Genomic DNA, 26,874 nt, shown 5'->3' with positions numbered 1-26,874 from the left:
CGCCCAAGCGGCCGGACGCGGTGACGGCTACGGGTTGCGGAACTTCAGTTCCGGGTAGTCGTCGGTCGGGCCGTCGAGTATCGGCCGGTTCTTTCCCTTGAGGTGCTTGTCGAAGAACGCCGACACCACGTCACGGGTCAGCTCGGTGCAGCGTTCGGGTTCCAGGGTCTGCTCGGGATCGGTCACGCCCACCTGCGGTCCCAGCAGCCCGACGTCGGTGAACGACGAGTGCGCGGTGCCGTCGACACTGATCCAGCGTTTCCAGCCGCTGGCGTTGTCCCAGGCCTGGTGCCAGGGATCGTCCGGGTGCTCGGAGGTCCGCTTCGCGCTGCCCAGCAACAACAGTGGCCGGTCCACCGCGAACGCGCCCGGCTCGTAGATCCGGCTGTCGAGGGACGCCACGGCCTTGATCCGCTTCTCGTCACGCAACGCCTCGTAACTGGCGCCGCCGCCCAGCGAGTGTCCCGACATCGCGATGCGGTCGGCGTCGATCCACTGGGAACCGCGCCACGGCCCGCGCCGGTCGGTCAGCTCGTCGATGACGAAACTCGCGTCCTTGGCGCGCCCCTGGGAGGCCTTGTCGAGTTCATTGCGGCCGCAGGCTTCGCACTTGGTGAGCGTGCCGTCGGGGAACTGGGTCACGGACTCGTAGTTGTGCCCCATGACCGCGACGATGTAACCCTTGCTGGCCAGCTCCTCGGCGATCCCGGTCAGCGTCGCGCGCGGTTTGGTCCAGCCCGGCGACAACAGCACCAGCGGCCGTTTCTTCCCGGGCAAGGGTTTGGCGTCCTGGTACGCGTAGGTCTTGACGGTGTTGAGCGTTTCGGGCGGCAGGTCCAGCTCTTCCTGTTCCAGATAGCCCTTGGACTCGTCGTAGGTCATGTACTCGGTCGGTTTTCCGCTGTTCTTCCTGGCGGGGTAGTACAGCGAGACCATCAGTTCCCGGTCCTGGTCCGGCATCCAGGGGTCGGCGCGCCCCTCGTCAACGAGGTGCAGGTCGGTCCGGCCGACCCGGTGCTGGCCGGTGGGTTCGAGCAGCTCCGGCCGCTCCGCCGTCGCGGCGTTGGCCGGCGGCACCACGGCGAGACCGGCCGCCGCCACGGCGGCCACCGCGGCCAGTCCGAGTAGTCTGCGTCTCATATGGATCCCTCCGATATGGGTTAGGGGAGATCCGACGCTATGCGCCGCAACGGTTCTGGCGCGTCGGCAGCGGGAGCGAATTGGGGTCCGACATCGACGGTATTCCGGCGGGCGGATCGTCCGCGAGACGTAGTCCGGACGATGGACGAACGGGGACCGGTCCCGAACCGATCCCGCTAGTGTCGGCTCATGGAGACGCCACAGTTTTTCGGGGTCAACGTCGAGATCGCGCTGCGGCGCGGCGAGCGGTGGCTGCTCATCGAACGCGGCCGCAGGCTCCGCAACGCCCCCGGGATGCTGGCGTTTCCCGGCGGACGCGTCGAAGCCGAGGCCAACTGTGGCTTCATCCTGGAGGACACCGCCCGCCGCGAGGCCGCCGAGGAGGTCGGCCTGGATCTGTCCGACGTGTCGCTGCGTTACGTCCGCAGTGAGTTCTTCGTCGGCGACGACGGCAACCGGTACATCGGTGCGACGTTCACCGCCGAACTGCCCCGGGGACGCGAACCCCGCGTCGCCGCACCGGAGGAGGTCGAGGCGGTGCACTGGCTGACGGCCGACGAGGTGAAGAACCACCCGAAGTGTCCGGAATGGACGCTATTGAGCCTGTCCTACGCCGCTTCCGTCAGGTGACGGACCTCGCGGTGGTCAGGCCGGCGAGTAGGCCCGCAGGAACGTGGTCACGGCCCGTTCGGCGACGGCCCGGCGTTCGGCCCGGGAAACCCTGCGGGTGCCGTATCGCGACCGGGCCTCCAGCGGACCGGTCAGCAGCGCGGTGAACTGTTCGGCCGCCGCGTCCGCGTCGTCGGTGGCCAGCAGCCCCGCCAGCGACAACCGGGCCAGCCGGTCGGCCAGCGCCCGCACCACCGGCACCGCGACCCGGTCCTGGACGAGCGCGACGAGGTCCGGAAACCGGGGGGTCTCGGCGTACAGCAGTCGCCGCAACGCCCAGGACTGTTCCTCGCAGTAGCAGTCGATCAACCGGACACCGACGTCCGTCAACGCCGGGCCGGGGTCGGCCCCCGCCTCGTCCAGCCGGGCCACCGCCGCGAGGTTCCGCGCCAGGGCCGCCTCGGACAACGCTTCGATGGCCGCCCGGAACAGGGTCTCCTTGTCGCCGAAGTGGTTGTAGACGGTCGCCTTGGCGACCTTGGCCCGCGCCGCGATCTGATCGACGTGGGCCTGCTGGTACCCCTCGCGGGAGAACACGTCGAAGGCGGCGGCCATCACGGCGTTCCGCTTGTCGATACGTCCGGTCGCGGCCTGTTCCACCATGGTGCTCAGTGTATCGGCGAGTACGGAAAACCAGACCCGTCGGTCTAGTGGCTCACAATCCCGTGACATGTACTCGCGGGATCATTAATTTAGACCAATGAGTCTAAATTCTGAGCGCGAACCGCGAACCATCGTCATCACCGGCGGCACCGACGGCATGGGCAAAGCCCTGGGGCTGCACTATCTGCGACGCGGCGACCGCGTGGTCGCGATCGGCACCGACGCCGACAAGGGCGCCCGATTCGAAGCCGAGGCCGAGGCCCTCGACGCCCGGGACCGGGCGACATTCCTGCGGGCGGATCTGAGCCTGGTGGCCGAGAACAACCGCGTCCTCGCCGAGCTGACCACCCGGTTCCCGTCACTGGACGCCGTGATCCTCGGCGCCCGCTACTACCGCTCGACCCGGGCCGAGACCCCCGAGGGCATCGAGCACAACTTCGCGCTGTTCTACCTGAGCCGTTACCTGTTCAGCCACGGCCTCGTCGAACCGTTGGCGCGCAACGAGAACCCGGTGATCCTGAACCTGGCCGGGCCCGGCGGCGAACTGTCGGCCCTCAACTGGGACGACCCGCAGTTTCGGCGCGGCTATCGCCCCGACCTGGTGATGGCGCAGTGCGGCAAACTCTGCGACCTGCTCGGCGTCGACTTCACGCTGGCCAACCCGGACACGCACATCCGTTACGTCCTCGCCCATCCCGGCCTGACCGCCTCCGGGTTCACCGGACAGTACAGCCCCGCCGACGCGGAACTGGTCGCCGCGATGCGCGAACGCGGCCAGCCGCTCGACGTCGCCGTGGACATGCTGCGACGCCACATCGACGACCCGGATCCGGAACCGTTGAGCGCCTACATGCAACACGACAAACTGGACGTCACCGGCCCGGCGTTCGACCCGACCGCGGCCCGGCGGCTGGCCGGATACGCGACCCGGACACTGTCCGCGGTGGCCTCAGCGTGACCGCTACGGCAGTCCCTCGAAGTACGGCAGCGCGTGGTGGACGGCCCGGCAACTGGACACCGCGTCGCCGCTCGGCTCGGTCGGGTAGGTGTCGTGGGACCGCGCCCAGGCCGCCGCGTCGGCGTAGAAGTCGATCGGCTCGGCCGGCTTCCCTTCCCGCAGCTCGGTCTCCAGCGACTTGAGGTACTTCTCCCACCGGGGCCGGTAGTAGTCGGCGATCAGCCCGGCCCACTCGTGGTTGGCGTAGTCGATGAGGGTGGCGCTGGACTCGGGCGAGTCGCCCCAGGTGGTGATGATGGTGCGGGCGTCGAACTCCAGCGCGTCGGCCTCGTCCTCGTCGGCGGCCAGCGCCCGGGCGTCGGCGAGCCAACGCCCGACGAGGAACTCCTCGCGGGTGGCCAGCACCGGGTCCAGCAGCTCGAACAGGTCGATGAAGCTGTGGCTCAGCGCGATGAACCGGTCGAGTTCCTTCATGGCGTAAGCCGTGCGCAGCAACGGAAGCAGCGGCCGGGCCCGGTTGCTGATGACCTGGCGGGTCACGTCGACCAGGTCGAAGCGGAAGGTGTCGGCGCCGCCCAGGGCCTCGCGCGCGGCCAGCAGGTCCCGCCAGGCCACCTCAAGGGCCTCGGCTGGATACGGCAGCGAATGCGGGCCGTTCATCGAGGCACGGTCGGCGTCCAGACTGGGCATCGCGCACAACAGCGACTCGGCGCCACCGGGACGGCCGTCCATGCTGCGGTAGGCGGTGGCCAGCAGGCCGTGCCAGGCGCGCACGGCCCGAGGGTGGGCCTTCCCGTACCGGGCCGCGACGTACTCGGGGACCCAGGCGTTCAGGTCGATATCGCCGTCGGCCCAGGAGGTCTGGGTGAACAGCGACCACACCACCGGGTTGACCTGCCACGCCTCCTCCACCAGCGCGGTACCCACCAGGGAGGACGCCTTCGGGTCGTCCTTCAGCGACGGCAGCTCCGCGATCTCGGGCAGCCCTCCGAACAGGACGGTACGGCCGCCGAAGTTCGTCAGCGAACCCCGGGCCCACGGCTTGCCGTGCCAGCCCTTCGTCTTGCGCCAGCCCTCGCCGGTGAGGTCGAGCAGCAGGAGGTGGTCGGAGTCGGTGGCCGCCAGCACTTCCGGCAGCGGGTTGTCCCACCAGGCTTGTAGCACCCACAGGTAGTCGTCGTGGGCGCGTTCCATCGCCGCCGCGATGCCCCGGGTGGCGTCGGCGAGGTCGACCCCGCCGGAGGTGCCGCCCTCGTGCAGCAGGTCCACCGCCTGCGCCCGGGTCGCGCCGAGACGCTCGGTCTGCTTGGCGTAGAACACTTCCGCGACCTCGGCGTAGGCGCGGGTGGTCGTGGGCAGCCACGCGGGACGGTCGAAGCCGAACCACTGCCCCTGCGGGATGGCGGCGGTGTCACCGATGTCGCCGGGCACCAGCCCGGCGAAGCCCGGCAGCACCGGCTCGATGCCCAACTCCCGCATCCGGTCGGTGATGCGGCGTCCCAGCTCGGCGCGTTCCTCGACGAGCCGCCGCGACACCCCGCCGAAGCCGCACATGCAGCCCATCTGGTGGAACGGGTTGTGGGCCGGGGGAGCGATCCACGACAGCAGCGTCTTCTCGTCGAAACCGAACTCGCCGAACGTGTCCAGCCAGACCGCGTCGGTGCCGACGGTGACCAGCGACAGGTTGATGCCCGAGGCGGCCAGCAGGTCCAGCTCCCGCTCCCACCGCGGCCACTGCCAGTACGGCGACGTGTAGCCGGTGACGGTGAAGTTGGTGGCGTAGCGGAACCGGTGCGGACTGGTGCGCGACACCGGCCGCTCCGGAAGCGGCAGCGTCTCGGGAACGGTGAAGCGGTCGCCGCCGCGGCTGATGTGACCGAGGTGGCTGGACTCCAGATAGTGCCGGAAACCGGTCAGGACCGAGCCGATGTCGTTGCCCGACAGCGACAGCCGCTCGCCGTCGGCGGCGAAACGGTAGCCGTCGGCGGCCTCGCCGGTGATATCCACGGTGAACTTCTCGCGGTGGGTCTCCCACAGCCGCGGCGCCAGCCGCCGCATCGCCGCGTATGCCGATTCCAGATCCTGCCGTGCCACCGTTGGCCTCCTACAATCGCGCAGACTGCCGACCTTAGCCGGTCAAGGCGACAAGCGGATGGCCACCCGCCGCGGCGTCACCCACGCGCTCGCAGCCACTCCTCGCGGGTCAGTGCGTACTCGACCTCCCCGTGTTCGGTGCCCGGCAGCGGGTCGTCGAAGTGGACGTGGAAGGTGCGCAGGTACCGCAGTCCGGCCTTCTCCATCACACGACGGGAACCGGCGTTGACGGACATCGTCTCGGCCCAGATCCGGCTCAATCCCCACTCGCCGAAACCCTTGTCGATCAACGCCAACGAGCCCTCGGTGGCCAGCCCCCGCCCCCAGGTGGCGCGCCGCAGCCGGTAACCGAGTTCGGCCTCACCGGGCCGGTCAGGGGTCGGGGTCAGCTCGAACCAGCCGAGGAACTCACCGGTGGCCCGGTCGAGGGCCGCCCAGGTCCCCAACGGCCCCTCCCGATACTGCTGGAGGATCTTCGGCAACAGCTTCGCCTCAACCTCGTCGCGGGGCGTCGCCTCGAAGCTGAGGTGCCGCATCACCTCGGGATCGCCGTCCAGCTCGACGAACAGGTCGACGTCGGCGGCGGTGAACTCACGCAGCCGCAGCCGTTCGGTCTCCAGCACCACAGTCTCGGTCACAGCCGAAAAACTACTGCCCGCCCGCCCCGCCCGTCCACGGCTTTTGATCCAGCACGGCGGTGAGCATCGCGTGGTGCGACTCGTGCGCGAGCCGCAGGCCGTCGAGGTCGGCCGTGGCGAACCACGCCACCGCGTCGTGCTCGTCCGGTGCGGCGTTGACGGGTGTCCCGGTCCAGCTGTCCACCAACCAGATCCGCATGTCGATCGTCGCGGTCCGGAACTGGTGCATCGGCGGGCCGGACGGTTTCGACGCCGTGATCCCCAGTTCTTCCCGAAGCTCGCGGACCAGACTCTGTCGCGGGTCCTCCCCGGCCTCGACGTGACCGCCCGGCAGGTCCCACACGTCGGGATACCAACGGCGGCCGGGGCTTCGATGACACAGCAACACCCGATCGCCGTCGCGAAGCAGGCCCGTCACGATCTGGACCCGTTCGGGGCCGTCAGCCGAGATCGTCATCGGGTGGATTACGCGGCGGCCTGGACCGTGTGGCGCAGCAACAGTTGCGTGGTCACCGGGCCGACGCCGCCGGGCACCGGGGTCAGGGCGCCGGCCACCGACGCGACCGACTCGGCGTTGACGTCGCCGACCAGGCCACCCTCGGCGGTGGGGTTGGTGCCCACGTCGATGACGATCGCGCCGGGTTTGACGTATTCGGCGGTGACCATCTCGGGCCGTCCGACGGCCGCGACCAGGACGTCGGCGCGCGCGCACACCTCGGGCAGGTTCTCGGTGCGGGAGTGGCAGATCGTCACGGTGGCGTGTTCGGCGAGCAGCAGCAGCGCCGCCGGTTTGCCTACTACAGTGGACCGTCCGATGATGGTGACGTTCTTGCCCTTGAGCGCCACCTCGTCCTGGCGCAGGATCTCGGCCACGGCCGCGGCGGTGGCCGGGGCGAAGGTGTCCAGGCCCGCCGCCAGCCGACCCAGACTGGCCGGGTTGGCGCCGTCGACGTCCTTGGCCACCGCGATGTGCTCGCCGACGTCGGCCAGCGTCACGCCCTCGGGAAGCGGGGTCTGGCAGATGATGCCGTGCACCGAGTCGTCGGCCGACAGAGTGTCCAACTCGGACTTCAGGCGCTCGGCGCTGGGGTCCTCCAGCTGGAGGACACGGCATTCGACGCCCCGGTTTTGCGCCGCGCGTTCGATGGAGCGCACGTACCAGGCCGTCGACTCGTCGTCGGTGGGCACCACCACCGCCAGTGTCGGCACCACCCCGTCGGCGCGCAGCCGCTCGGCCGTCGCGGCGACCTCGGCGCCGATCGCCTTGGCCATGGCCCGCCCGTCGATGTCCCGCATCAGCTCGTGATCCTCTCGTTGACCGAGCCAACGATACGATCCGCGGTGTCCAGCGAGCCCAGGTGGTCGGCCAGCTTCCCGGCGAGTTCCTCGCGCAGGTCCTCGTCCTTCATGGAGTACAGGTTGATCTCCACATTGATCGCCGCCGAGCGCAGCGCCGAACGCGCCGAGTCGGCCGCGACGGCCACATCGGACAGGACGTTGACGTTGGCGCCGTCCAGAATGCGTCCCGACAGCGCGATCACCTCGGCCGCGAGGCCCGCGATCCGCAGCGGCACCTCGGCGGCGCGCACCAGCGCCGACTGGATCGCCTCGGTACGCTGCGCCTTGTCCTCGTCGGAGTCCTTGGGCAGACCGTAGGCGGCCATCACCGCGCTGAACGCCTCCGCGTCGGCCTCGGCCAGCACCAGGGCCTCGTTACGCAGTTCGTTGGCCTTGGACAGCACGTCGGTCATGGTCAGTTCGTGTTCGACGTACTTGGGTTTGCCGATCGTCAGGTTGCACACCATCGACACCAGCGCCGCGCCGGTGGCCGCGTTGAGCGCCGCCGCGGCCCCGCCACCGGGTGCCGATGCCTTGGATGCCAGCTTCTCCAGCCATTCGCCGACCTTTTGATCGCGCATGCGCCACTCCTTAACCGAGATCGCGGATGGCACGAACATTAGCCGCCGTCCACCACGTGTCCGCTGTCACCCGACCACAGCTGTGAAATCGCTGTGGGAGCTGCGAGTTTGGCGGGGGACGGGCCGTAAGCTAACCCCGTGACCATCGATTGGCATCAACTGCGCAATCCCGGACTCGTCCCCGGGAGTCTCGACCCCGCCGCGGCCGTTGAGAGGGCCGCCCAACTCGGCCTCGACCGCTGGCGCGATCTGCCCCGCGACCAGATGCCCCCGTGGGAGGACTACTCCGAGGTCGAGGACGTCTACGGCGTCCTGAAATCGGTTCCCCCGATCGTGGCGCCCTACGAGGTGGACGCGCTGCGCGACCAGCTCGCGCAGGTGTGCGCCGGGAAGGCGTTCCTGTTGCAGGGCGGCGACTGCGCCGAGACCTTCATCGACAACACCGAGGCCCACCTGCTGGGCCTGGCCCGCACCATCCTGCAGATGGCGGTCGTGCTGACGTACGGCGCCAGCATGCCGGTGGTCAAGGTGGGCCGGGTCGCCGGTCAGTACACCAAACCCCGCTCCAGCGCGACCGACTCGCTGGGGCTGCCCAGCTACCGCGGCGACATGATCAACTCGCTGGAGAAGACCCCCGAGGCCCGCCGGGCCGACCCGCAGCGCATGATCCGCGCCTACGCCAACGCGGCGGCGGCCATGAACATGCTGCGCGCCTACCTGTCGGGCGGCATCGCCGACCTGCGGGCGGTGCACCACTGGAACAAGGACTTCGTCCGGCAGTCCCCGGCCGGGGAACGCTACGAGGCCATCGGCCGCGAGATCGACCGGGCGCTGGCGTTCATGGACGCCTGCGGCGTCGACGACGACGCCCTGCACACCGTCACGATGTACGCCAGCCACGAGGCACTGGCGCTGGAGTACGACCGGGCGCTGACCCGCGTCAACAACGACCGGGCCTTCGGGCTGTCGGGCCACTTCCTGTGGGTCGGCGAACGGACCCGCCGCCTCGACGGGGCCCACATCGACTTCATCTCCCGGCTGGCCAACCCGATCGGCGTCAAGATCGGCCCGTCCACGTCGCCGGACTGGGCGCTGGAAGCCTGCGAGAAGCTCAACCCGGACAACATCCCCGGCAAGCTGACCCTGATCTCCCGCATGGGAAACCAGAAGATCCGCGACGTGCTGCCCACGATCGTGGCGAAGGTGCACGCCGCCGGACGGCAGGTCATCTGGCAGTGCGACCCGATGCACGGCAACACCCACGAATCGTCCAACGGCTACAAGACCCGCGACTTCGACCGGGTCGTGGACGAGGTGCTGGGCTTCTTCGAGGTGCACCGCTCCACCGGCACCCACCCCGGCGGTATCCACATCGAACTGACCGGTGAGGACGTGACCGAGTGCGTCGGCGGCGCCCAGGCCCTGGACGACAAGGACCTGGAGCAGCGCTACGAGACCGCCTGTGACCCCAGGCTCAACACCCAGCAGTCGCTGGAGCTGGCGTTCCTGGTCGCGGAGATGCTGCGGCACTGACCGCGCGTGGGTAGCGAAGGTCACGTGTTTGGCTGAATGCCGAGTAAGGCTGGGATCAATACAGTGTCTGAATGACCGTTGACCTTCGTTCCGACACCGTCACCAAACCCACGCCCGGGATGCGCGAGGCCATGGCCACCGCCGAAGTCGGTGACGACGTCTACGGCGAGGACCCGACGGTGACCGCGTTGGAGACCGAGGTCGCGGCGCTGCTGGGCAAGGAGGCGGCGCTGTTCGTGCCCTCGGGGTCGATGGGCAACCAGATCGCGTTGCAGTTGCTGGTGTCGCCGGGGGAGGAACTGCTGGCCGACTCCGACGCCCACATCGTGTCCCACGAGGTGGGCGCGGCGGCGGCGATCGGCGGCATCTCGACTCGCACCTGGCCGACCCGTGGCGGTCACCTGGACGTCGGCGTCGTGGAGGAGTTCATCCGCACCGGGGTCGGCTACCACACCGTCAACACTGCGGCGATCGCGGTGGAGAACACCCACAACCGTGGCGGCGGAACGGCTCTGCCACTGTACAAACTGGAGAAACTGCGGACGGTCGCCGACGAGCGCGGCCTCAAACTCCACTTGGACGGCGCCCGGTTGTGGCACGCCCACGTCAAGGACGGGGTGCCGCTGGCGCGCTACGGCACCCTGTTCGACACCGTCTCGGTGTGCCTGTCCAAGGGACTGGGCGCCCCGGTGGGTTCACTGGTGGTTGCCGACGCCGAGGGCATCGAACGGGCCCGGGTGCTGCGCAAGCGCATGGGCGGCGGCATGCGACAGGCCGGGATCCTGGCCGCCGCGGGCCGCTACGCACTCACCCACCATCTCGCCCGGCTCAAGGACGACCACGCCCGGGCGCACCGGCTCGCCGCCGCCCTGGAACCCTTCGGTGTCACCGATCTGTCGCGGGTGCAGACCAACATCATCCTGCTGCGGATCCCCCGCATCGCCGACTTCGCGGCGGCGGCGGCCGACAAGGGCGTGATGGTGTCGGTGATGAGCAAGGATCAAGGCCGCCTGTTGACGCATCTCGACGTCGACGACGACGGCCTCGACCACGCGATCAAGGTGCTGACCGACCTGCTGCGCTAACTCAGCCACTATGGACCACGGTGCGCCCCTTGTGGAGCGAACCGGGCCGGTTCTGTTCGATGAGGCAGTCGACGACGTCGTCCAGGTGACCGCGCTCGGCGTAGGCCGCGCGCTGCCGGGCGGCACCGCTGCCGATTGACCGCAGCCGTTGCCACCAGCCGGTCACCCGGTCCCACTCTCCCCAGACCGTCAGGATCGGACGGACCTCGGCCAGCAGCGACTCGACCAGCTGCCCGGCGTCGCGCAGTTTCCCGGTGCGGGTGTCGATTCCCTTGCCCTCCAAGCCGTCTCGCGCGGCGCGCCAGCTCGCGGCCCGCAACAGTTCCGGGGCGGTCCTCGGGCCCCGGTCACCGTGCCGCACCGCCTGGGCCGCCAGCGTCACCAGGGCACGCACCAGCGCGGCGAACAGCGGCCCCTCGAAGGCGGTCGCGGCGACGTCGGCCACCCGGACCTCGATGGTCGGCAGATGCGCCGAGGGGCGGACGTCCCAGAAGATCGAGCGACGGTCCATCAGGGCGCCACCGGCCACCAGGGTGCCGACGAGTTCGTCGAAGTGGTCGCGCGATTCGTAGTACGGCGGCGGACCGGCGACCGGCCAGCCGCTCCAGGAAAGCGTCCGCCAGCTGGCGTAGCCGGTGTCGCGTCCGGCCCAGTAGGGCGAGTTCCCGTTCATGGACAAAAGCACCGGCAGCCAGGGTCGCAGGTGATTGCTCACCAGTACCGCCAGCTCCGGGTCGGGCATGTGCACGTGGACGTGGCAGGCGCTGATGCTCTGTCCGTCCTGCAGTGTGCGGAACATCGCGGTGGTCTCGCGGTAGCGGGGGATGTCGGCGATCGGCGGCGGGACGATGTCGCCCTGCACGGGGGTGCCGGTCGCGGTGACGCGCAGCCCCGCTTCGGTCGCGGCGGTGGCGGCGATGTCGCGCATCCGGGCCACCTCGGTGGCCAGATCGTCCACATCGGAGAACGGATCGGTGCGGGTCTCCACCTGGTATTTGGTGAACTCGGTGCTGATGGAGCCGCCGCTCCAGGTCCCGGCCCGCCGCACCACCTCCGCCGCGTCGGGGGCGACCCGGCGGGTGTGGGGGTCGACGAGGAAGAACTCCTCCTCGATACCGGCGGTGGGGGGAACGGGGTCGATGAAGCGCGTTATGTGAGCATGCTGAGCCGTACCGGCCATGGGAGCCCTTAGAAAGTGGGGAACGCTTCCGCGTCGAAGCCGAGAGCACCCCGCTGCCATTCGGGCAGCCTCAAACGAATACAGGGTGGGCTTTCACCCAAGGGTACTCCCGGCTTTCCCACTTCAGGGCCGACGAGCCGCGGCTCAGGCGGTGTCGCGGCGGGCGAACAGCACCGCCGAACCGGCCAGCAGTATCGCCGTGACCGCCGCCAGGACGCCGCCGCCGTGCCACATGTAGATCGTCTCGACCTGGGCCGTACCGTCCAGGTAGGAGCTGTAGACCTGCTGTTTGCCGACCAGCCAGGCGCCGACGTAGGTCGACAGCATCCAGTAGTCGACGAAGTGTGTGTTCACCGTGGACAAAAGGCCGCGGATGCCGTACTCGACGACGACGAGATACGCGACGACCGAACCGATGGCGACCACGGTGCGTCTGCCGATCATGCTCAGCGAGACGCCGATGACGGTCGCCATGGCCACCAGCGCCAGGAAGCGCAGCGCGAGGTTGCCGTTGTCCTGCCACCAACTCGGGGTCAGCGTTCCCACGTCGCCGTTGGTCACGGCGAGCAGATACAGGCCGCCTATGTGGAGCACGCTGGCGACGATGGTCAGCGTCAGGACCGCCAGCAGCGCGGCGGTCAGCTTGCTGGCGTACACCGCCGTGCGCCGGGGTCGCCACAGCAGCAGGTTCGTCATGCCGCCGCTGGTCCACTCGGCTCCCACGAACGAGCCCGACATGAGCAGCGCGCACACCACGAACACGACACCCAGGAAGATGATCTGGCCCTCGGCCTCGTCGGCGAAGCTGATGACCTGGCCCAGATAGTCGGAGGCCTGGACGTCGGAGGGCTGTTGCAGGTACTCGCAGTCGGGCGTGTACCCGTAGTCCTCGACCTTGCCGCTCTCGAAGTCGTCCGGGTCGGGGTTCTCGGGGTCGGCGTCGGGGTTCTCGGCCCAGTAGTCCTCGCACTCCTTCAGTTCGCGTTCGGTGACCTCGCGCTCCTCCTCGGCCTGGCTCTCGGCCCGGGAGATCTCGGCTTCGGTGGGTTTGTGGGTGCTCAGGCCCAGCACGGTCAGTGATCCGGCCAGGAACAGCAGGCCGATCACGGCGAACAGGATGTTGGCGCGCCGGGAGGCGAAGCGGCGCAGTTCCACTGACAGCAGTCTCATTTCGCGCTCTCCTCGCTGTCGGCGGTGACCGTGACGGTCTCGGCGGCCGGGGCGGTGGCCTGGGTGGGCAGGGCCGGCAGGACGGCGTCGTCGACCTGCGGGTAGCGGCCGTCGACCGGCGCGGTGCCGGTCAGTTGCAGGAACACCGTCTCCAGGTCGGGGGCGTTGCGCACCAGTTCGGACACGTAGATCTCCTCGTCGGCGAGGGTCTTGGTGACCCAGGCCGGGTCGGAGACGCCGGAGACCATGAGGTGGTCGGTGGCGGGGGTGACGGTCACGTCCTCGGTTTCCAGTGCCTGGGCGGCGGCCGACAGCTGTTCGTCGTCGCCGACGCGCACCCGCAGTTCACCGACGCCGTGCCGGCCGATGACCTCGTCGACGCCGCCGGAGGTGACACGGCGGCCCCGCGACACGATCGTCATGGTGTCGCACAGCTGCTGCACCTCCGACAACAGGTGGGACGAGACCAGCACGGTCATGCCCTGCGCGGCCAGGCTCTGCATGAGCTCGCGCATCTCCCGGATGCCCGCCGGGTCCATGCCGTTGGCGGGTTCGTCGAGGATGAGCAGTTCGGGCTGTTTCAGCAGCGCCGAGGCCACCGCGAGCCGCTGCCGCATCCCCAGCGAGTACGCCTTGACCTTCTGCTTGGCGCGGTCATGCAGACCGACCTGCGCCAGGACTTCGAGCACCCGCGAATTCGGGATACCGGCCGTCTTGGCCAAAAGCGACAGTGTCTTGTGGCCACTGAAGTGCTTGAAGAACTGCGGACTCTCCACGACGGAACCGACCCGCTGGATAACTTGTGGAAGCTCGCGCGGGACCTCGTGTCCGAGGATGCGCATGTAGCCGCCGTTGGCGCGCGCCAGGCCGAGCAGGATGCGCAGGGTCGTCGTCTTGCCGGAGCCGTTCGGGCCGAGGAACCCGTGAACCTGTCCTTTTTCGACAACCATGTCCAAGCCGTCGAGCGCCATGGTGTTGGGCCGGAATATCGATGAATAGCGCTTTCGCAGCCCGGCGATCTCGACCGCAGGCGACATTGATACCTCCAAAAGTTTGGTTGTCTACCATAGGGTGTCGCCGTGGGGGGCGGAAACCAGACTTCGCGGGCGGGGTGTGAGCTGGGACGCGAGTTACTGGGGTGGGACTTTCGGGGGATTGGCGTTCCGGGCCACCGTGGGTTATGTTAGGCGAACCTATGTTAGGTGAGGCTTACCTGAAGCCTCGGCCCGAAGAACCAGCGAGCGTGGAGGTCCCCCCGGTGTACGTGTGCATCTGCCATGGCGTGCACGAGCGTGAGGTACGCGGATGCATCAAAGCCGGCGCCCGCACCGAGGACGCCGTCGGCGACGCGTGCCAGGCCGGAACCGGCTGCGGCACCTGCCTGGACCGGATCGCCGACCTGCTCGAGGCCGAATACGGCGCTCCCGCCACCGCCGCATCGTTAGCCAAGCCTGACCTATTTTAGGGTTTCCTGACAAATAGTCCGATTTTCCGAGATCCTAACCTCGACCTCGTAACGACCTTTGAGTACGAGGAGACACCGACATGCGTGGGGACAAACAGGTCATCGAGTTCCTCAACGAACAGTTGACGGCCGAACTGACCGCCATCAACCAGTACTTCCTGCACGCGAAGATGCAGGACAACTGGGGCTACGTCAAGCTTGCCAAGCACACCCGGGCCGAGTCCATGGACGAGATGCGGCACGCCGAGGTCCTGACCGACCGGATCCTGTACCTGGAGGGCCTGCCGAACTTCCAGCGGTTGTTCGCGCTGCGCATCGGTGAGAACGTCCCCGAGATGTTCGCCAACGACATGCTCATCGAGGTCGAGGCCGTGGACCGGCTGCGCCGGGGCATCGACCACATGCGCTCGGTCGGCGACGTCACCTCCGCGAAGATCTTCGAGGCCATCCTCGCCGACGAGGAGGAGCACATCGACTACCTGGAGACCCAGCAGGAGCTGATCAGCAAGCTGGGCGAGAACATGTACCTCCAGACCCTCATCGAACAGCCCTCGGACGACTAGGCGTAAGCCCTAGCCGAGACCGACCGCCAGCAGCCATCCTCCGAGACCGACAAGGAGGATGGCTGCCGTCGTCAACAGCAGTTTCGCCGCCGCGGTCGGACGGGTCCGGCCGCGCGCGGGACGCCGGGCGGCCGGGGTCGCGTGCCGGGGCACCGGCCGGGTGCGGCGGGCGTCCATCACCTCGTCGATGGCGGCGGCGAACGCGGCCGCGTCGGAGAACCGGGCCTCGGGGGAGCGGCGGGTGGCCCTGACGACCAGCGAGTTCACCGCCGGTGGCAGCTGCGGCAGCCGCAGCGCGGGCGCGGGCACGTCGTTGTCGACGTGCATGTACGCGACCTTGTTCGGGTCCGGCCCGTCGAAGGGGACGTCGCCGGTCAGCATCTCGTACAGCACGATCCCGGCGGCGTACACATCGGAGCGTGGATCGGCCGAGCCGGTCGTGACCAACTCGGGCGGGATATAGGCCACCGTGGCCAGCAGCGGCGAACGCCGTCCCGGTGAGACCGTCACCGACGGGTGCGCCGCCTTGGCCAGCCCGAAGTCGGCGACCTTGGCGTACTTGCCCGCGTCCAGCAGGATGTTCTCCGGCTTGATGTCGCGGTGCACGAAACCGATGCGGTGCGCCGCGGCCACCCCGGACAGCACCTGGCGGCACAACCGCAGCGACCACGACACCGGCGGCCGCCGGGTTCCCAGCAGCTCGCGCAGTGTCGGGCCGTTGACGAACTCCATCACCACGAACGGCAGCCCGTCGTGGTTGCCCTGGTCGAAGACCGCCACCACGTGCGGGTGCGACAGCCGGGCCACGGTCTTGGCCTCGCGCTGGAACAGGTCGGCGAAGCCGGGGTTGACCGCCCGCGCCGGCAGCCCGATCTTGAGCGCCACCTGCCGGTCCAGCCGGGTGTCCACGGCACGGTAGACACGGGCCATGCCGCCGGTGGCGACGAGCTGTGTGACGCGATACCGCGACTCGATGACCTGTCCGATCAGGTCATCGGCGGCATGCGCGACCCGTGTGTCCCCCACTCGCGAGAGTCTATTGCCTCGCGACTGTTTTACGGGCCAACCGACGGGAAACGGTGCGGGGGCGGTGGCGTCAGCTACTGCTGGTGTCCGATGTGGGGGTGTCGGACGGGGTCTCGGACGGCGTCGGCGACTTGGTGGGGGATTTGGTCGGACGGGGAGTCGTGGGACGGTCGTCCGAGGAGGGTTCGTCGTCGGAGTCGTCGCTTTTGGAAGGTGAGGCCGAATCGGACGAGGAGGAGGAACCACTGGCCGGATCCATCATCCCGTCGTCGCCGGTGGAGTAGTCGCCGCCGCCCGGCTGGTCGGTGGTGTCGGCGGGATCGAAGATCCCGGCCTCGTCGGCACCGGAGTGCCCACCAGCACCACCCGGCGTGCCCATGGCGCCCACCACCCCAATGGACAACACCGTCGCGATGGCCATGCCCAGCACCGCGAGGATGCCGGTGAGTCTGGCTCGTCTGGAATGGCGGAGGTCGTAGCGGATGGATCTGAACAGACCCAGGAGTTCACGGCACAGTCTCACGAGGACTCAGCCCCCTTCTCGGGCGCTGAGGCGCCCGGTCATGTGATGCGAGCAGATGCGAACGTTGGGACGGCTCGCCATTCCCGCCGAATCTGGGCGGGAGGGACCCGGTAGCGGGAATGACGAGCGGTCGAAGTGTTAAACGAGCCAGTCCACCGTGGGTAGCTGCGTGTAACGAGGCAAAGACAGTTCTGGACGTTAGACGACCGGCCATCGGCCGAACGGACGATGCTGCTGAGGCCCGTGTGACAAGCTGCCGCTAGGAGACGGCCGTCGTGGCGGGTTCCGCGACGGCCGTCGCCGCACGCGGGGCGCGCCACCAGCGCCAGGCCAGTACGGTCAGCGCCACCGCCGCGACCACGTCGATGAGCAGGCCGGGTTTGAAGAACTGTTCGGCGGCGACGTTGTGGCCGTCGGGGAAGATGAACAGGGTCAGCGCGGTGGCCACGGCCGCGATCGCGGTGAGGACGCGGCGCCGGGGTTCGGCACAGGCCAGCAGCAACAGCGGCGGCAACGCGTACCAGGACAACAGGATCGGCCCCAGGATCGCCACTGCGGCGAAGGCCCAGCCCGCGGCGGCCAGCACCGTCGCGGGTGTCGCGCCCCGGGCCCGCCACCACAGCGCGACCGTCGCGACCGCCGCCGCTGCCAGGCCCACGATCCGCCACAGCGGGACCATGTACTCCGCGAGGTGGTCGGCCCCGATGTTGAACATGATCTTGGCGCACGTGATGCCCACGCCCGTGGGCACCGACAGCCACGAGATCGACTTGCTGGACGCCCCCAGCGCTGTCACCCAGCCCAGGCCCAGACCGGAGGCGAGGGTGGCGACGGCGAACACCGCCAGTGCGACCGCGCCCAGCCGCCAGGCTTTGTCGAGGATCGCCTTGAAGTCCGCGCGGCGGGCCAGCAGCAGGATCGCGAACGGCACCGCCACCAACGCGGTCGCCTTGATCGCGACGGCCAGCGCCAGCGCGACCCCGCACCACACCAGCCGTCGGCGGATCGCGAACAGGAACCCGGCCAGCACACCCGCCATCATCAACGCTTCATTGTGGATTCCGCCGACGAGGTGCACCAGGGTCAGCGGGCAGGCCAGCGCGAGCCACAGCGCCGCCGACGGCGATATTCCACAGTGCTTCGCCAGTCGGGGGATCAGGTACACGCAGATCAGCAGTCCCGCCAGCGCCGTCAGCCGGAACAGCACCACCGCGACGGTCAGGCTTGGCGCCGACAGCGACGCGATGGCGGCGGCCAGCAGCAGGAACAGCGGCCCGTACGGCGCGGGTTCGGTGAACCAGTAGTCGTCCATCTGGTTCAGCCACTGGGTCGGCAGCGCCGCCGGGCCGACCTCGTACGGGTTCAGGCCCGCGGCGTACAGCTCGCCCTGGTTGGCGTACGCGTACACGTCGCGGCTGCCGATCGGCGCGCTGACCAACAGCGGGATCGTCCACAGTGCTGACGTCACGAGCATCCAGCGGGTGGTGCCGATGCCCCGGGCCAGCCACCACGCCGCCAGCAGTACCGCTATGCCCGCGAGCCAGGCGGCGCAGCCCAGGGCGTAGCGGGAGTCGGTGGCCAGCCGGTCCCAGTCCAGCGGTGCGGGCTGGCCGGTCTGGCGGGCTCCGGCCAGAAAGGACGACACCGCGACGGTGATCGCGCCGAGCAGACCGCCGTAGCGGCTCAGCCGCGATCGCAGTGTCGGTGTCCGGACGTCGACGTCGGCGGGGTTGGTGGCTCCGCGTAGCGCTGTCATCGGGACGGGCCCCTAAAGCTGCCGTCGCACGGCCGCTTCGGCCAGCTCCGTCAGTGCCTGGCAGGCTCTCGGTTCGATGAGCGCCTTGGCTTCCCGCAGTGCCGTCGCGGTCTGTTCGGCCAGCGTGTCGATGCGCCGTTCGGTGCGGTCCAGCGCGCCGGTGGCGACGATGATGTCGCGCAGTTCGGCCACCCCCGCGTCGTCCAGTTCCCGGTCGCCGAGCCGTTCGTCCAGTACCCGCAGCTGCGCGGCGTCGGCGGCCTCGTAGGCGCCCGCGACCAGGAAGGTGTGCTTTCCCTCCCGCAGATCATCCCCGGCGGGTTTGCCGGTCTGGGTCGGATCGCCGAAGACTCCCAGGACGTCGTCGCGCAACTGGAACGCCTCGCCCAGCGGCAGACCGAAGGCCGAGTACGCCGAGCGCAGTTCCGGCGAGCCCCCCGCCAGCGCCGCGCCGATCAACAGTGGACGTTCGATGGTGTACTTGGCGGCCTTGTAGCGCGCGACCTTCAGGGCCCGGGCGCTGGTCGTGTCGCGTTGCGCCTGCGTCAGCACGTCCAGGTACTGTCCGGCGCTGACCTCGGTGCGCATCCAGTCGAAGTCGGCGCGGGCCGCGGCCACCGCCGCGTCCGGCATCCCGGCGCCGGTGAACATCTCGTCCGACCAGGTCATGCACAGGTCGCCCAGCAGGATCGCCGCGCAGGCCCCGAAGTCGTCCGCGCCGCCCGACCAGCCGGACGAGGTGTGCCGCAGCGCGAACCGGCGGTGCACCGAGGGTTCGCCGCGTCGGGTGTCGGAGCCGTCCATGAGGTCGTCGTGCATCAACGCCGAGGCCTGTAGCAACTCCAGCGCCGAGACGCAGGCGACGACCGCGTCGCCGTCCTCGCCGCCCGCGCCCCGAAAACCCCAGTACGCGAAGGCCGGTCGGATCCGTTTGCCGCCGCCGAGGATGAAGATCTCCGCCGCCTCGCAGACCGGCGCGAGTTCTGAGTCGATGCCGGTGAGCCGGTCGCGTTGCCGCGACAGGAACTTCGACAGGGCGCGCTCCACCCGGACCTGCAGATCCTGGTGGCCGTTTGGTGTTGACACGCACCAGACGGTACGCGGATTTCATGACCTTCAGGTTTCTGGGGCAAGAATCGTGCTTCCCACCATGAACCGGACAACCGATAGGGTTGGGGGGTGACTCTTGGTACCGCTTCCGTAATGCCCGGGCAACCGGCCGCGATCGTCGACCTGCTGCGTGAGGGGCCGACGTTCTCGTTCGAGTTCTTCCCGCCCAAGACCCCCAAGGGCGAGGAGACGCTGTGGCAGGCGATCCGGGAGCTGGAACCGCTGCAACCGTCGTTCGTGTCGGTCACCTACGGCGCGGGCGGTTCGACGCGGGCCGGGACGGTCAACACCACCGACCGGATCGCCGCCGAGACGACGCTGCTGCCGCTGGCGCACTTCACCGCCGTCAACCACTCGGTGGAGGAGCTGCGCAACCTCATCGGCCACTTCGCGGCCGGGGGCGTTCGCAACATCATCGCGCTGCGCGGCGACCCGCCCGGTGACCCGTTGGGCGAGTGGACGCAGCACCCGCAGGGCCTCAAGTACGCCTACCAGCTGGTGGAGCTGATCAAGTCCTCCGGCGACTTCTGCGTCGGGGTGGCGGCGTTCCCGGAGAAGCACCCGCGCAGCCCTGACTGGGACACCTGCACCCAGCACTTCATCGAGAAGTGCCGCGCCGGGGCCGATTACGCGATCACCCAGTTCTTCTTCGACTGGCAGGACTGGGTCCGGTTGCGGGACGCGGTGGACGCCGCCGGGGTCGACGTCCCGATCATCCCGGGCGTCATGCCGGTCACCAACGTCAAGCAGATCAAGCGGATGGCGGAGCTGTCGGGCGCCGAGTTCCCCGCCGACCTGGCCCGCCGGTTGCAGGCGGTGGCCGAGGACGCCGACGCGGTGCGCGCCATCGGCGTCGAGGTCGCCACCGAGCTGTCGCAGCGGTTGTTGGCCGAGGGCGCCCCGGGCATCCACTTCATCACGATGAACCGTTCCACCGCGACCCGCGAGGTGTGGCAGAACCTGCGCCCGGTCGCGGCCCGCTCCGCCTGAGGACTCCGGCCGCGTAGCGCGTGCCGCGCGCTGTCGCCACGGCAGCGGCCGTGGCCGCCGCCGTCCCCGCTCAGCCGTCGGCCGGGCCCTGGCCGAGGCTCGCCAGTTTGGCTTCGGCGGCCTCGTTGCCGAGCGCCGCGGCGCGTCGCCACCACGCGGCGGCGTCGTCGACGCGGTCCTGCGAGTAGTGCAGCAGCCCCAGGTTGAACATCGGCCGGGAGTCGGTGACGTCGGTTTCGATGGCGCGCAGGTAAAGCGTCGCGGCCTCGTCCAGGTCGCCGTGCTTGTGGCACAGCGCCGCGAGGTTGTTGACCGCGTCGTTGCGGCCGTGTTCGGCGGCCCGGCCGTACCAGTCGTGGGCGGCCTCGTAGTCGTCGTTCTCGGCGGCCAGCAATCCCAGGTGGTACATGGCGTCGGGCTGGCCGTTCTCGGCGGCGGAGTGGAACCACAGTTCGGCCTCCACGAGCCGGTTCTGCCGGTACAGGATCAGGCCGAGACTGTGGTGCAGGTACGGGTTGCCGCCGTCGGCGGCCGCGCGCCACAGTCGCTCGGCGCCTTCGTCGTCGCCGAACTCCTGTAGCCGCAGCAGACCCAGGTTGAACGCGGCGTCGGTCTGGCCCGCGTCGGCGGCCTCGCGGTACCAGTCCTGGGCCTCGTCGAGGTCGCCGCGGCGGTGCAGCAGGTTGCCGAGGTTGAACTGGGACGACGCGTCGCCGAGTTCGGCGGCCCGCCGGAACCAGGACTCGGCTTCGTCGGTGGCGCCGTCCTCGCCCAGCAGGTTGGCCAGTGTGTACATGCCTTGCGGCAGACCGGCTTCGGCGGCGGCGCGGTAGTGCTTCGCGGCGGTGGCGCGGTCGCCGTTCTGCTCGGCCGCGAGCCCGGCGGCGACCTCGGCCAGCGGGGTGCCGGGCTCGGCGACCAGCGGTTCGGGCTCCACCGACTCGACGGGAGTGAGGCGTTCGTCGATCAGCCGCACCGCCTCGGGGTCGCCGTCCAGCGCGGCCCGCTCCAGCCACAGCCGGGCCGCTGTCAGCTCGCCGCGATCGGCGGCCAGCAGGCCGAGGGTGCGCAGCGCCAGCAGGTGCCCGGCCTCGGCGGCGTCGCGGAACATGGACTCGGCCGCCGGGTACTCGGCGCTCTGCATCAGGTAGACGCCCAGGTTGTACGTGGAGTCGGCGTCCCCGGCCTCGGCGGCGCGGTGCCACCACTCCAGCGCGCCGGTGGCGTCCTCGGCGTCCATGCGCAGGGTCCCGACGCGGCCCATGGCGTCGGCGTCGCCGGTGTCGGCCAGCCGCCGCCACCACTTCTCGGACTCCTCCAGTTGTTCCGCCAGCTGGTACACGATGCCCAGGTTGTGCATGGCGGCCGTCGAACCCGCCTCGGCGGCGCGGTGCCACCACGACACCGCCTCGGCGGTCTCGTCCTCGTCGTGCAGGATCAGACCATAGTGGAACATCGCGTCGCGGTCACCGGCTTCGGCGGCGGCCTTGACAGCCTCGGGGGAGTCGTCGGAAGTCACCGGGGAATGGTGCCACGATGGATTCCGCTGTGGGCGGCGGCCGTCTCAGTCACCCAGGCCTGGCAACCGGCGCCGCGCCAGCCGCAGCAACTCGCGCGCCGCCGGACTCAACGGCCCTTCGGCGCGCCAGCCCAGCACCAGCCAGCCGCGCAGCGACGGCCTCACGATCGGTATGCCCCGCAAGCCATCCCGGTTGTCCACAATCGTCTTCTGTAGTACCGCCACCCCCAGGCCGCGCTCGGCCAGCCGGGCGCACAGTCCCGGGTCGCCCGACTCGAACGCCACTTTCGGACTCAGACCCTTGGCGGCGCACGCCTCCTCGATGGACGTGCGGGCGGCGGTACCGGACGCGAGACAGATCAGTTCCCGCGACACCAGTTTGGACAGTGAGACGCTGTCGTAGCGCGCCAGCGGATCCCCGTCCGGGACCGCCGCCACCAACGGTTCCTCCGCCAGCATCCGGACCTTCAGCCCCGGCGGCGGGGTCGCGGTGATGCCGGTGATCGCGATATCCAGGTCGCCGGAGCCGAGCGCGGCGATGAGGTGCGCGCTGTTCGACTCGGTCAGCGTGATCTCCACGTCGGGATACCGCCGGTGGAACTCGGACAACAGCCCCGGGACGTCGATGTTGTGCGAGGTCACCGTCCCGATGCGCACCCGGCCGCGCACCAGCCCCGCGAACTCGTCGACGGCCTGCCGTACCCCGCGCACCGCCGCCAGCGCGGCGCGGGCGTGCGTCAACACGGCGGCGCCCACCTCGGTGGGTCGCGCGGTCCGCTCCGAACGGTCGATGAGCGTTTCGCCCAGTTCCCGTTCCAGCAACCGGATCTGAGCGCTGACACCGGGCTGGGCGACGTGGAGCCGGTTCGCCGCCTTGGTGAAGCCGCCCTCGTCGACGACGGCTACCAGGTACTCCAGCTGACGCAGTTCCATAACGAATGATTATAGAACTGATCAGATCTAGCTCTTTGACGTATGGGCTTCGGCGACGCAGGATGGATGACGAACCGAGACTCACACGAGGAGATCAAGCCGATGAACACGCGATACGAACCCGCCAGCACCCCGGAGGAACTGTCCCGTCTGGTCGTGGAACGGGTCAACGCCGGGGACGCCGCGGGGGTGGCGGTACTGTACGAAACCCAAGCGGTCGTGGGCTTCCCGTCGGACAACCCGACGGTCGGCCGCGAGGCGATCGCGGCGCTGTACCAGCGGATGGTCGACGCGGGCGCGAAGTTCGAAGTGGAGGACCCGCTGCCGACGCTGTACTTCGAGGACCTCGCGCTGACGGCCACCCGTCCCAAGGACGGCACCGGCGGTCGCTCCCAGGTCCTGCGCCGTCAGCCGGACGGGACCTGGCTGCGCGTCCTGGACCGCCCCGAAGCGGGCTGAGACGGCTACCGCAGCAGCCCCAGCACCAGCGAACCCACCGCCAGCGCCAGGAAGCCGCCGGGGAAGGCGATGCTGCGAAACACCCGGGCGCGGACGTGGACCGCGACCGCCCCGACGAAGAACAGCGTCAGCCCGGCGGCGGCCGCGATCCCGATGAACGGCACGCCCAGCAGGCCCAGCAGCAGCCCGAGCGCTCCGGCGGCCTTGAGGACGCCGAGCGGCACGACCCAGGAGGCCGGAACGCCCACTGTGGTGGAATTGGCGACCACGAACGGGGCCTTGGCGAAGTCCGCCACGGCGACCGCGAGGTTGACGGCGATCGTGACGACGGTGACCACGATGTAGGCGGTGTACATGTCTCCAGCCTCACGGCTGTGCGGCTCGGCGTCCAATACCTGTATCTATAACCTGAGGGCATGGATGTCGACATCCGGTTGCTGCGGTATTTCGTCGCCGTGGCCGAGGAGGGGAACCTGACCTACGCGGCGCGTCGGCTGTTCGTGTCGCAACCCGCGCTCACCAAACAGATCAAGCAACTGGAGCACCTGCTCGGCGTCGCACTGTTCACCCGGTCCAAGAGCGGCATGACGCTGACCGAAGCCGGACGGGCCTTCGCCGAACGGGTTCCCGGCGTCCTGGCCGACTGGGATCGCACGGTGCGCCAGACCAAGAACACCGGCAGCCGCGAGCAACGGGTGCTGCGGGTCGGCTATCTGGCCAGCGCCGCCAACGAGGCCACCCAGCGCATCATCGCCGATTTCGCCGAGGTCCGCCCGGACTGGCGCGCCGACATGCGCCAGTCCACCTGGTCCGACCCCTCGGCGGGGCTCGCCTCCGGCGAGGTCGACGTCGCGTTGGTCCGGTTGCCGTTTCCGGGCCAGGAGGCGCTGCGGCTGGAGGTTCTGTCTATTGAGGACCGTATGGCGGTGCTCCCGGCGACCCACCCGCTCGCCGAGCGCGAGCGGCTCGCGTTTCGGGAACTGTGGGACGAACCGTTCGTCGCCGCGCCCGCCGAGACCGGGGCCTGGCGGGACTACTGGCTGGGCGCCGACGAACGCGACGACCGACCCGTCCGGATCGGCGCCGTCGTCGACCAGCCCGACGACTGGCTCAGCGCGATCGCCAACGGCTACGGCATCGCGCTGGCCCCGGAGTCGGCGGCGCGGTTCTACGCCCGGCCCGGGATCGTCTACCGTCCGGTCTCGGGTGTCGCTCCCAGCCGGATCGCGGTGGCCTGGGCACCGGAGGACGACGGCAACCCCGTCGTGCGCGACTTCGTGCGGTGCTGCGTCGCCAACCGGCCCGAGAGCCGGTGACCGGATCGCCGCCGGGCACCTCCATGTCGGCGGCGATCCGGGGTTCATGCGACGGGGAACGCGGGGCTCGTCACCTCCAGGCGTCCAGGTTCGTCGGCTGCGCGGTGGAGCCGTACCTGGGGCGGGTTTCGCGCCCCAACTCTTGGCGCAGCCCGTTCTCGGTCAGCTCGATGCGGTGGTTGTCGTCGATGACCGGGGGTGTCGCCGGATTGTTGTCGTGGTCGACCTCCAACCCCACTGCCTGGCGTTCACCGTTGCGCACCGGCACCTGGGCGGGGTCATCGACCCTGTTGTACGGGGTTACGTCGTCCCATTCGGTGTCCGGATGGTTGGGGTCCCATACTCGGTCCTCGTCCCAGTTGCCGGTCGCGAAGTCATAGCTATGGGCCATCTCGTGGTAAAGCACAGTGGCGGGAGTGCTTTCGGGGCCAAGCCGGTGTGCCGGGTTGTACAGGATCTCGCCGCCCTCGTCCCCCGGAACCGCCCTTCCGTTGCGTACGTCGTAGTCCCGGATCTCGGGATTGTCATGTTTGGACATATCGTCGAGCATCTGTTGCCCGGTAGGCGAAGCCGCCATCATGTCGAGGTCGGCCTGCACCCGGTCCTTGAAGTCGTCGCTGCCCTTGATGTCGAAGGCGTCGTTGTTGTCACTGATCTCGACCCGGTTGAACCGGGCGTCGACCACGGCGTCCTCTGCCTGGACGTGAGCGGTGTTGGCGCCCTCGCCTCCGGCCACGACGTCGTGCCCCTTGCCGCCGTAGAACACGTCGTCGCCGTCGTCGCCCGCCATCCGGTCGTCCCCTCCGCCACCGGAGATAGCGTCATTGCCCGAGCCGCCGGTGGCCATGTCGTTGCCCTGCCCGCCCTCCAGGAAGTCCTTTTCGGAGCCGCCGTGCAGCAGGTCGGCGCCGTCGAGACCGTACGCGACGTCCAGTCCCTGGCCGCCATACAGCTTGTCGTCACCCTTCTGTCCGTCCAGGTAGTCGTTGCCCGCGGCCCCGTAGACGACGTCGTTGCCGTCCCCGGCGTATATCTCCTGAGTCTGGCTGCCCCCGACGATGGTGTCGTCGCCTTTCCCGGCGTGCACCTCGTCCCAGTGCTCGTTGGGATCGTTGGGGCCCTGGGCTTCCGCCGGTCCGGTGTAAACCCGTTCCATGCCGTCGCCCCCGAAGACCCGGTCGTCGCCCAGACCGGTCGAGACGTTGTTGCTGCTGCCCTTCGCGTTGACCAGGTCGCGATCCTCCCCGGTCACGACCATGAAGTTGCGACCGTCCTTCGTGTTCACGATGTCGTTCCCACCCGCGGTGGCTATCGCGCCGAAGTCGATCTTCTTCGCGTCGACGGTGTCGTTTCCGGCTCCGGTGTACGCCTCCTGTTTCTGACCCTTCATGTCCAGCTTGTCGTTGCCGCTGCCACTGAGGACCGTGAGTTGACCGTCCCTTCCGGTCTTCTCCTTGGTCTCGGTCCTGATCGTGTCGTCGCCCTGTCCACTGCGGATGATGACCGACACTTCGGGCGGATACTTGGACTCGACACCGTTGACCTTCACGACGGTGTTGCCCTTCTTGTCGGTGGTCACCTTGACGTTGTCGTTCCCGGTACCGGTGTTGACGACGACCGACCCGTCGGGAAGCGTCAGCGCCCCGGCGGGACCATCCAGTGGCTGGTTCAGGGGCTGGATGGCGTTCCACAGCGCGTTCCAGCCGGTCAGGGCGCTCGACAGACCGGCACTGTGCTCGGCGAGTTGCTTGTCGAGCTCCGCGCGCAGCGTCTTCGCCTCGGCCGTGGCGGCCAGAACCTTCGCCTGCTGCTCGGCGTCCTTGGGCGTGAACGTGATGATGTCATCGGCCACAGTGCACGGAACGGCCTTGATGATCGTCTCGACGGACGTCCGCAACTTGTCGTCGCACTGGGTCAGCGCGTGCCCGACGGCATCCAGCGCCCCGGCCACGGTCTCGCAGTGCCCGTCGGCCGCGACCATGGTCAGCGACAGCGCTTTCTGGTGCGTCTCATAGGAAGTGCGGCCCTCACCCGCCCACTCCCCATAGACCCGCTGGGCGGAACCGTTGAGCTTCTCGCCCTCTTCGGCCACATCCCCGCCGAGGGACCGCCAGCCGTTGGCGGCGGCGTGCACGTCGGCGGGATCCGCCTCCAGCCGCCACAACCGGGCGGCGACCCGGATGACCGCGAACACCGTGCTGCTGTCGCCCTCGTCCTGTCGCATG

At 69.3% G+C, this 26,874-nt stretch carries 27 protein-coding genes; 9 read left to right on the top strand and 18 right to left on the bottom strand.

What is annotated here, in order from left to right; translation table 11 throughout:
- Nucleotides 1-27: 27 nt before the first annotated feature.
- Nucleotides 28-1,140 carry an alpha/beta hydrolase family protein gene (locus tag SNAS_RS24950; RefSeq protein WP_013020255.1) on the bottom strand — a complete coding sequence of 371 codons (1,113 nt, stop codon included), beginning with the start codon at nucleotides 1,138-1,140 and terminating at the stop codon, nucleotides 28-30.
- 189 nt (nucleotides 1,141-1,329) lie between these two features.
- On the opposite strand from SNAS_RS24950, the gene SNAS_RS24945 reads away from it, so the two are divergent.
- Nucleotides 1,330-1,770, top strand: coding sequence for an NUDIX domain-containing protein (locus SNAS_RS24945; protein WP_013020254.1), 441 nt, complete (start codon nucleotides 1,330-1,332; stop codon nucleotides 1,768-1,770).
- Nucleotides 1,771-1,785: 15 nt separating this feature from the next.
- Here SNAS_RS24945 and SNAS_RS24940 read toward each other — a convergent pair whose 3' ends face one another.
- Entirely contained in the window at nucleotides 1,786-2,412 is a 627-nt protein-coding gene (locus SNAS_RS24940; RefSeq protein ID WP_013020253.1) for a TetR/AcrR family transcriptional regulator, read from the bottom strand.
- A gap of 97 nt (nucleotides 2,413-2,509) precedes the next feature.
- Between SNAS_RS24940 and SNAS_RS24935 the strand changes: the two genes are divergently transcribed.
- On the top strand, nucleotides 2,510-3,370 hold the full coding sequence (locus tag SNAS_RS24935) for an SDR family NAD(P)-dependent oxidoreductase (protein ID WP_013020252.1): 861 nt from the start codon (nucleotides 2,510-2,512) through the stop codon (nucleotides 3,368-3,370).
- A gap of 3 nt (nucleotides 3,371-3,373) precedes the next feature.
- On the opposite strand, the gene SNAS_RS24930 is transcribed toward SNAS_RS24935, so the two are convergent.
- From SNAS_RS24930 to SNAS_RS24910, 5 genes are all read right to left on the bottom strand, one after another.
- On the bottom strand, nucleotides 3,374-5,464 hold the full coding sequence (locus SNAS_RS24930) for an alpha-N-acetylglucosaminidase (RefSeq protein WP_013020251.1): 2,091 nt from the start codon (nucleotides 5,462-5,464) through the stop codon (nucleotides 3,374-3,376).
- Nucleotides 5,465-5,541: 77 nt separating this feature from the next.
- Complete coding sequence (locus SNAS_RS24925) at nucleotides 5,542-6,102, bottom strand: GNAT family N-acetyltransferase (protein ID WP_041625160.1); 561 nt, start codon at nucleotides 6,100-6,102, stop codon at nucleotides 5,542-5,544.
- 10 nt (nucleotides 6,103-6,112) lie between these two features.
- Entirely contained in the window at nucleotides 6,113-6,559 is a 447-nt protein-coding gene (locus SNAS_RS24920) for an NUDIX domain-containing protein (RefSeq protein ID WP_013020249.1), read from the bottom strand.
- Nucleotides 6,560-6,567: 8 nt separating this feature from the next.
- Nucleotides 6,568-7,398, bottom strand: a complete 831-nt coding sequence (locus SNAS_RS24915; protein WP_013020248.1) for a bifunctional methylenetetrahydrofolate dehydrogenase/methenyltetrahydrofolate cyclohydrolase — start codon at nucleotides 7,396-7,398, stop codon at nucleotides 6,568-6,570.
- The gene (locus SNAS_RS24910) at nucleotides 7,398-8,021 is read right to left on the bottom strand and encodes a cyclodeaminase/cyclohydrolase family protein (protein ID WP_013020247.1); all 624 of its coding nucleotides are present in this window, start codon (nucleotides 8,019-8,021) and stop codon (nucleotides 7,398-7,400) included. Before SNAS_RS24910 ends, SNAS_RS24915 begins: the two co-directional genes overlap by 1 nt.
- Nucleotides 8,022-8,180: 159 nt before the next feature.
- On the opposite strand from SNAS_RS24910, the gene SNAS_RS24905 reads away from it, so the two are divergent.
- Together SNAS_RS24905 and SNAS_RS24900 are read left to right on the top strand one after the other, a co-directional pair.
- Nucleotides 8,181-9,554 carry a class II 3-deoxy-7-phosphoheptulonate synthase gene (locus SNAS_RS24905; protein WP_425281053.1) on the top strand — a complete coding sequence of 458 codons (1,374 nt, stop codon included), beginning with the start codon at nucleotides 8,181-8,183 and terminating at the stop codon, nucleotides 9,552-9,554.
- A gap of 71 nt (nucleotides 9,555-9,625) precedes the next feature.
- Nucleotides 9,626-10,639, top strand: coding sequence for a threonine aldolase family protein (locus tag SNAS_RS24900; RefSeq protein WP_013020245.1), 1,014 nt, complete (start codon nucleotides 9,626-9,628; stop codon nucleotides 10,637-10,639).
- 1 nt (nucleotide 10,640) lies between these two features.
- On the opposite strand, the gene SNAS_RS24895 is transcribed toward SNAS_RS24900, so the two are convergent.
- From SNAS_RS24895 to SNAS_RS24885, 3 genes are all read right to left on the bottom strand, one after another.
- The gene (locus SNAS_RS24895) at nucleotides 10,641-11,819 is read right to left on the bottom strand and encodes a carboxylate-amine ligase (RefSeq protein ID WP_013020244.1); all 1,179 of its coding nucleotides are present in this window, start codon (nucleotides 11,817-11,819) and stop codon (nucleotides 10,641-10,643) included.
- Nucleotides 11,820-11,963: 144 nt separating this feature from the next.
- On the bottom strand, nucleotides 11,964-12,989 hold the full coding sequence (locus SNAS_RS33230; protein WP_013020243.1) for an ABC-2 transporter permease: 1,026 nt from the start codon (nucleotides 12,987-12,989) through the stop codon (nucleotides 11,964-11,966).
- Nucleotides 12,986-14,026 carry an ABC transporter ATP-binding protein gene (locus SNAS_RS24885; protein ID WP_013020242.1) on the bottom strand — a complete coding sequence of 347 codons (1,041 nt, stop codon included), beginning with the start codon at nucleotides 14,024-14,026 and terminating at the stop codon, nucleotides 12,986-12,988. Before SNAS_RS24885 ends, SNAS_RS33230 begins: the two co-directional genes overlap by 4 nt.
- A 221-nt stretch (nucleotides 14,027-14,247) precedes the next feature.
- Between SNAS_RS24885 and SNAS_RS24880 the strand changes: the two genes are divergently transcribed.
- Nucleotides 14,248-14,454, top strand: coding sequence for a (2Fe-2S)-binding protein (locus SNAS_RS24880; protein ID WP_041625159.1), 207 nt, complete (start codon nucleotides 14,248-14,250; stop codon nucleotides 14,452-14,454).
- An 80-nt stretch (nucleotides 14,455-14,534) separates the two neighbouring features.
- Entirely contained in the window at nucleotides 14,535-15,017 is a 483-nt protein-coding gene (bfr, locus tag SNAS_RS24875) for a bacterioferritin (protein WP_013020240.1), read from the top strand.
- 9 nt (nucleotides 15,018-15,026) lie between these two features.
- Here the strand turns inward: bfr and SNAS_RS24870 are convergent, their stop codons facing one another.
- The 4 genes from SNAS_RS24870 to SNAS_RS24855 all read right to left on the bottom strand — a co-directional run bounded on the left by SNAS_RS24870 (nucleotide 15,027) and on the right by SNAS_RS24855 (nucleotide 19,408).
- Entirely contained in the window at nucleotides 15,027-16,043 is a 1,017-nt protein-coding gene (locus SNAS_RS24870) for a protein kinase domain-containing protein (protein ID WP_013020239.1), read from the bottom strand.
- Between the two features lie 70 nt (nucleotides 16,044-16,113).
- The gene (locus tag SNAS_RS24865; RefSeq protein WP_013020238.1) at nucleotides 16,114-16,566 is read right to left on the bottom strand and encodes a hypothetical protein; all 453 of its coding nucleotides are present in this window, start codon (nucleotides 16,564-16,566) and stop codon (nucleotides 16,114-16,116) included.
- A gap of 259 nt (nucleotides 16,567-16,825) precedes the next feature.
- The gene (gene mptB, locus SNAS_RS24860) at nucleotides 16,826-18,322 is read right to left on the bottom strand and encodes a polyprenol phosphomannose-dependent alpha 1,6 mannosyltransferase MptB (RefSeq protein ID WP_013020237.1); all 1,497 of its coding nucleotides are present in this window, start codon (nucleotides 18,320-18,322) and stop codon (nucleotides 16,826-16,828) included.
- Nucleotides 18,323-18,334: 12 nt separating this feature from the next.
- A complete protein-coding gene (locus tag SNAS_RS24855) occupies nucleotides 18,335-19,408 on the bottom strand; it encodes a polyprenyl synthetase family protein (protein ID WP_013020236.1) in 1,074 nt (357 codons plus the stop codon).
- Nucleotides 19,409-19,501: 93 nt separating this feature from the next.
- On the opposite strand from SNAS_RS24855, the gene metF reads away from it, so the two are divergent.
- Nucleotides 19,502-20,422: a methylenetetrahydrofolate reductase [NAD(P)H] gene (metF, locus tag SNAS_RS24850; protein ID WP_041625158.1), complete on the top strand. Its 921-nt coding sequence runs from the start codon at nucleotides 19,502-19,504 to the stop codon at nucleotides 20,420-20,422.
- Nucleotides 20,423-20,492: 70 nt separating this feature from the next.
- Here the strand turns inward: metF and SNAS_RS24845 are convergent, their stop codons facing one another.
- On the bottom strand, nucleotides 20,493-21,941 hold the full coding sequence (locus tag SNAS_RS24845) for a tetratricopeptide repeat protein (protein ID WP_013020234.1): 1,449 nt from the start codon (nucleotides 21,939-21,941) through the stop codon (nucleotides 20,493-20,495).
- 45 nt (nucleotides 21,942-21,986) lie between these two features.
- Nucleotides 21,987-22,874 carry a LysR family transcriptional regulator gene (locus tag SNAS_RS24840; RefSeq protein WP_013020233.1) on the bottom strand — a complete coding sequence of 296 codons (888 nt, stop codon included), beginning with the start codon at nucleotides 22,872-22,874 and terminating at the stop codon, nucleotides 21,987-21,989.
- Between the two features lie 102 nt (nucleotides 22,875-22,976).
- On the opposite strand from SNAS_RS24840, the gene SNAS_RS24835 reads away from it, so the two are divergent.
- The gene (locus SNAS_RS24835) at nucleotides 22,977-23,333 is read left to right on the top strand and encodes a YybH family protein (RefSeq protein WP_013020232.1); all 357 of its coding nucleotides are present in this window, start codon (nucleotides 22,977-22,979) and stop codon (nucleotides 23,331-23,333) included.
- A gap of 5 nt (nucleotides 23,334-23,338) precedes the next feature.
- On the opposite strand, the gene SNAS_RS24830 is transcribed toward SNAS_RS24835, so the two are convergent.
- Nucleotides 23,339-23,689 (bottom strand): DoxX family protein, encoded by a 351-nt coding sequence (locus SNAS_RS24830; RefSeq protein ID WP_013020231.1) that lies wholly within the window; start codon nucleotides 23,687-23,689, stop codon nucleotides 23,339-23,341.
- 60 nt (nucleotides 23,690-23,749) lie between these two features.
- Between SNAS_RS24830 and SNAS_RS24825 the strand changes: the two genes are divergently transcribed.
- Nucleotides 23,750-24,649 carry a LysR family transcriptional regulator gene (locus SNAS_RS24825; protein WP_013020230.1) on the top strand — a complete coding sequence of 300 codons (900 nt, stop codon included), beginning with the start codon at nucleotides 23,750-23,752 and terminating at the stop codon, nucleotides 24,647-24,649.
- Between the two features lie 70 nt (nucleotides 24,650-24,719).
- On the opposite strand, the gene SNAS_RS33225 is transcribed toward SNAS_RS24825, so the two are convergent.
- Nucleotides 24,720-26,873 carry a M91 family zinc metallopeptidase gene (locus tag SNAS_RS33225; protein WP_013020229.1) on the bottom strand — a complete coding sequence of 718 codons (2,154 nt, stop codon included), beginning with the start codon at nucleotides 26,871-26,873 and terminating at the stop codon, nucleotides 24,720-24,722.
- Nucleotide 26,874 lies beyond the last annotated feature (1 nt).

The sequence above is a fragment of the Stackebrandtia nassauensis DSM 44728 genome (genome assembly GCF_000024545.1).
Classification (GTDB): domain Bacteria; phylum Actinomycetota; class Actinomycetes; order Mycobacteriales; family Micromonosporaceae; genus Stackebrandtia; species Stackebrandtia nassauensis.
Note: the sequence above shows the minus strand (reverse complement) of the source record. Positions and strands in the feature narration are given on the sequence as shown.

What these genes read in the sequence shown, in the direction of transcription:
- mptB (WP_013020237.1), bottom strand. Translation starts at nt 18,322, where the DNA reads ATGACAGCGCTACGCGGAGCCACCAACCCCGCCGACGTCGACGTCCGG.
- SNAS_RS24900 (WP_013020245.1), top strand. Translation starts at nt 9,626, where the DNA reads ATGACCGTTGACCTTCGTTCCGACACCGTCACCAAACCCACGCCCGGG.
- SNAS_RS24950 (WP_013020255.1), bottom strand. Translation starts at nt 1,140, where the DNA reads ATGAGACGCAGACTACTCGGACTGGCCGCGGTGGCCGCCGTGGCGGCG.
- SNAS_RS24935 (WP_013020252.1), top strand. Translation starts at nt 2,510, where the DNA reads ATGAGTCTAAATTCTGAGCGCGAACCGCGAACCATCGTCATCACCGGC.
- SNAS_RS24840 (WP_013020233.1), bottom strand. Translation starts at nt 22,874, where the DNA reads ATGGAACTGCGTCAGCTGGAGTACCTGGTAGCCGTCGTCGACGAGGGC.
- SNAS_RS24825 (WP_013020230.1), top strand. Translation starts at nt 23,750, where the DNA reads ATGGATGTCGACATCCGGTTGCTGCGGTATTTCGTCGCCGTGGCCGAG.
- SNAS_RS24910 (WP_013020247.1), bottom strand. Translation starts at nt 8,021, where the DNA reads ATGCGCGATCAAAAGGTCGGCGAATGGCTGGAGAAGCTGGCATCCAAG.
- SNAS_RS24895 (WP_013020244.1), bottom strand. Translation starts at nt 11,819, where the DNA reads ATGGCCGGTACGGCTCAGCATGCTCACATAACGCGCTTCATCGACCCC.
- SNAS_RS24915 (WP_013020248.1), bottom strand. Translation starts at nt 7,398, where the DNA reads ATGCGGGACATCGACGGGCGGGCCATGGCCAAGGCGATCGGCGCCGAG.
- SNAS_RS24940 (WP_013020253.1), bottom strand. Translation starts at nt 2,412, where the DNA reads ATGGTGGAACAGGCCGCGACCGGACGTATCGACAAGCGGAACGCCGTG.
- SNAS_RS24830 (WP_013020231.1), bottom strand. Translation starts at nt 23,689, where the DNA reads ATGTACACCGCCTACATCGTGGTCACCGTCGTCACGATCGCCGTCAAC.
- SNAS_RS24920 (WP_013020249.1), bottom strand. Translation starts at nt 6,559, where the DNA reads ATGACGATCTCGGCTGACGGCCCCGAACGGGTCCAGATCGTGACGGGC.
- SNAS_RS24945 (WP_013020254.1), top strand. Translation starts at nt 1,330, where the DNA reads ATGGAGACGCCACAGTTTTTCGGGGTCAACGTCGAGATCGCGCTGCGG.
- SNAS_RS33230 (WP_013020243.1), bottom strand. Translation starts at nt 12,989, where the DNA reads ATGAGACTGCTGTCAGTGGAACTGCGCCGCTTCGCCTCCCGGCGCGCC.
- SNAS_RS33225 (WP_013020229.1), bottom strand. Translation starts at nt 26,873, where the DNA reads ATGCGACAGGACGAGGGCGACAGCAGCACGGTGTTCGCGGTCATCCGG.
- SNAS_RS24835 (WP_013020232.1), top strand. Translation starts at nt 22,977, where the DNA reads ATGAACACGCGATACGAACCCGCCAGCACCCCGGAGGAACTGTCCCGT.
- SNAS_RS24885 (WP_013020242.1), bottom strand. Translation starts at nt 14,026, where the DNA reads ATGTCGCCTGCGGTCGAGATCGCCGGGCTGCGAAAGCGCTATTCATCG.
- bfr (WP_013020240.1), top strand. Translation starts at nt 14,535, where the DNA reads ATGCGTGGGGACAAACAGGTCATCGAGTTCCTCAACGAACAGTTGACG.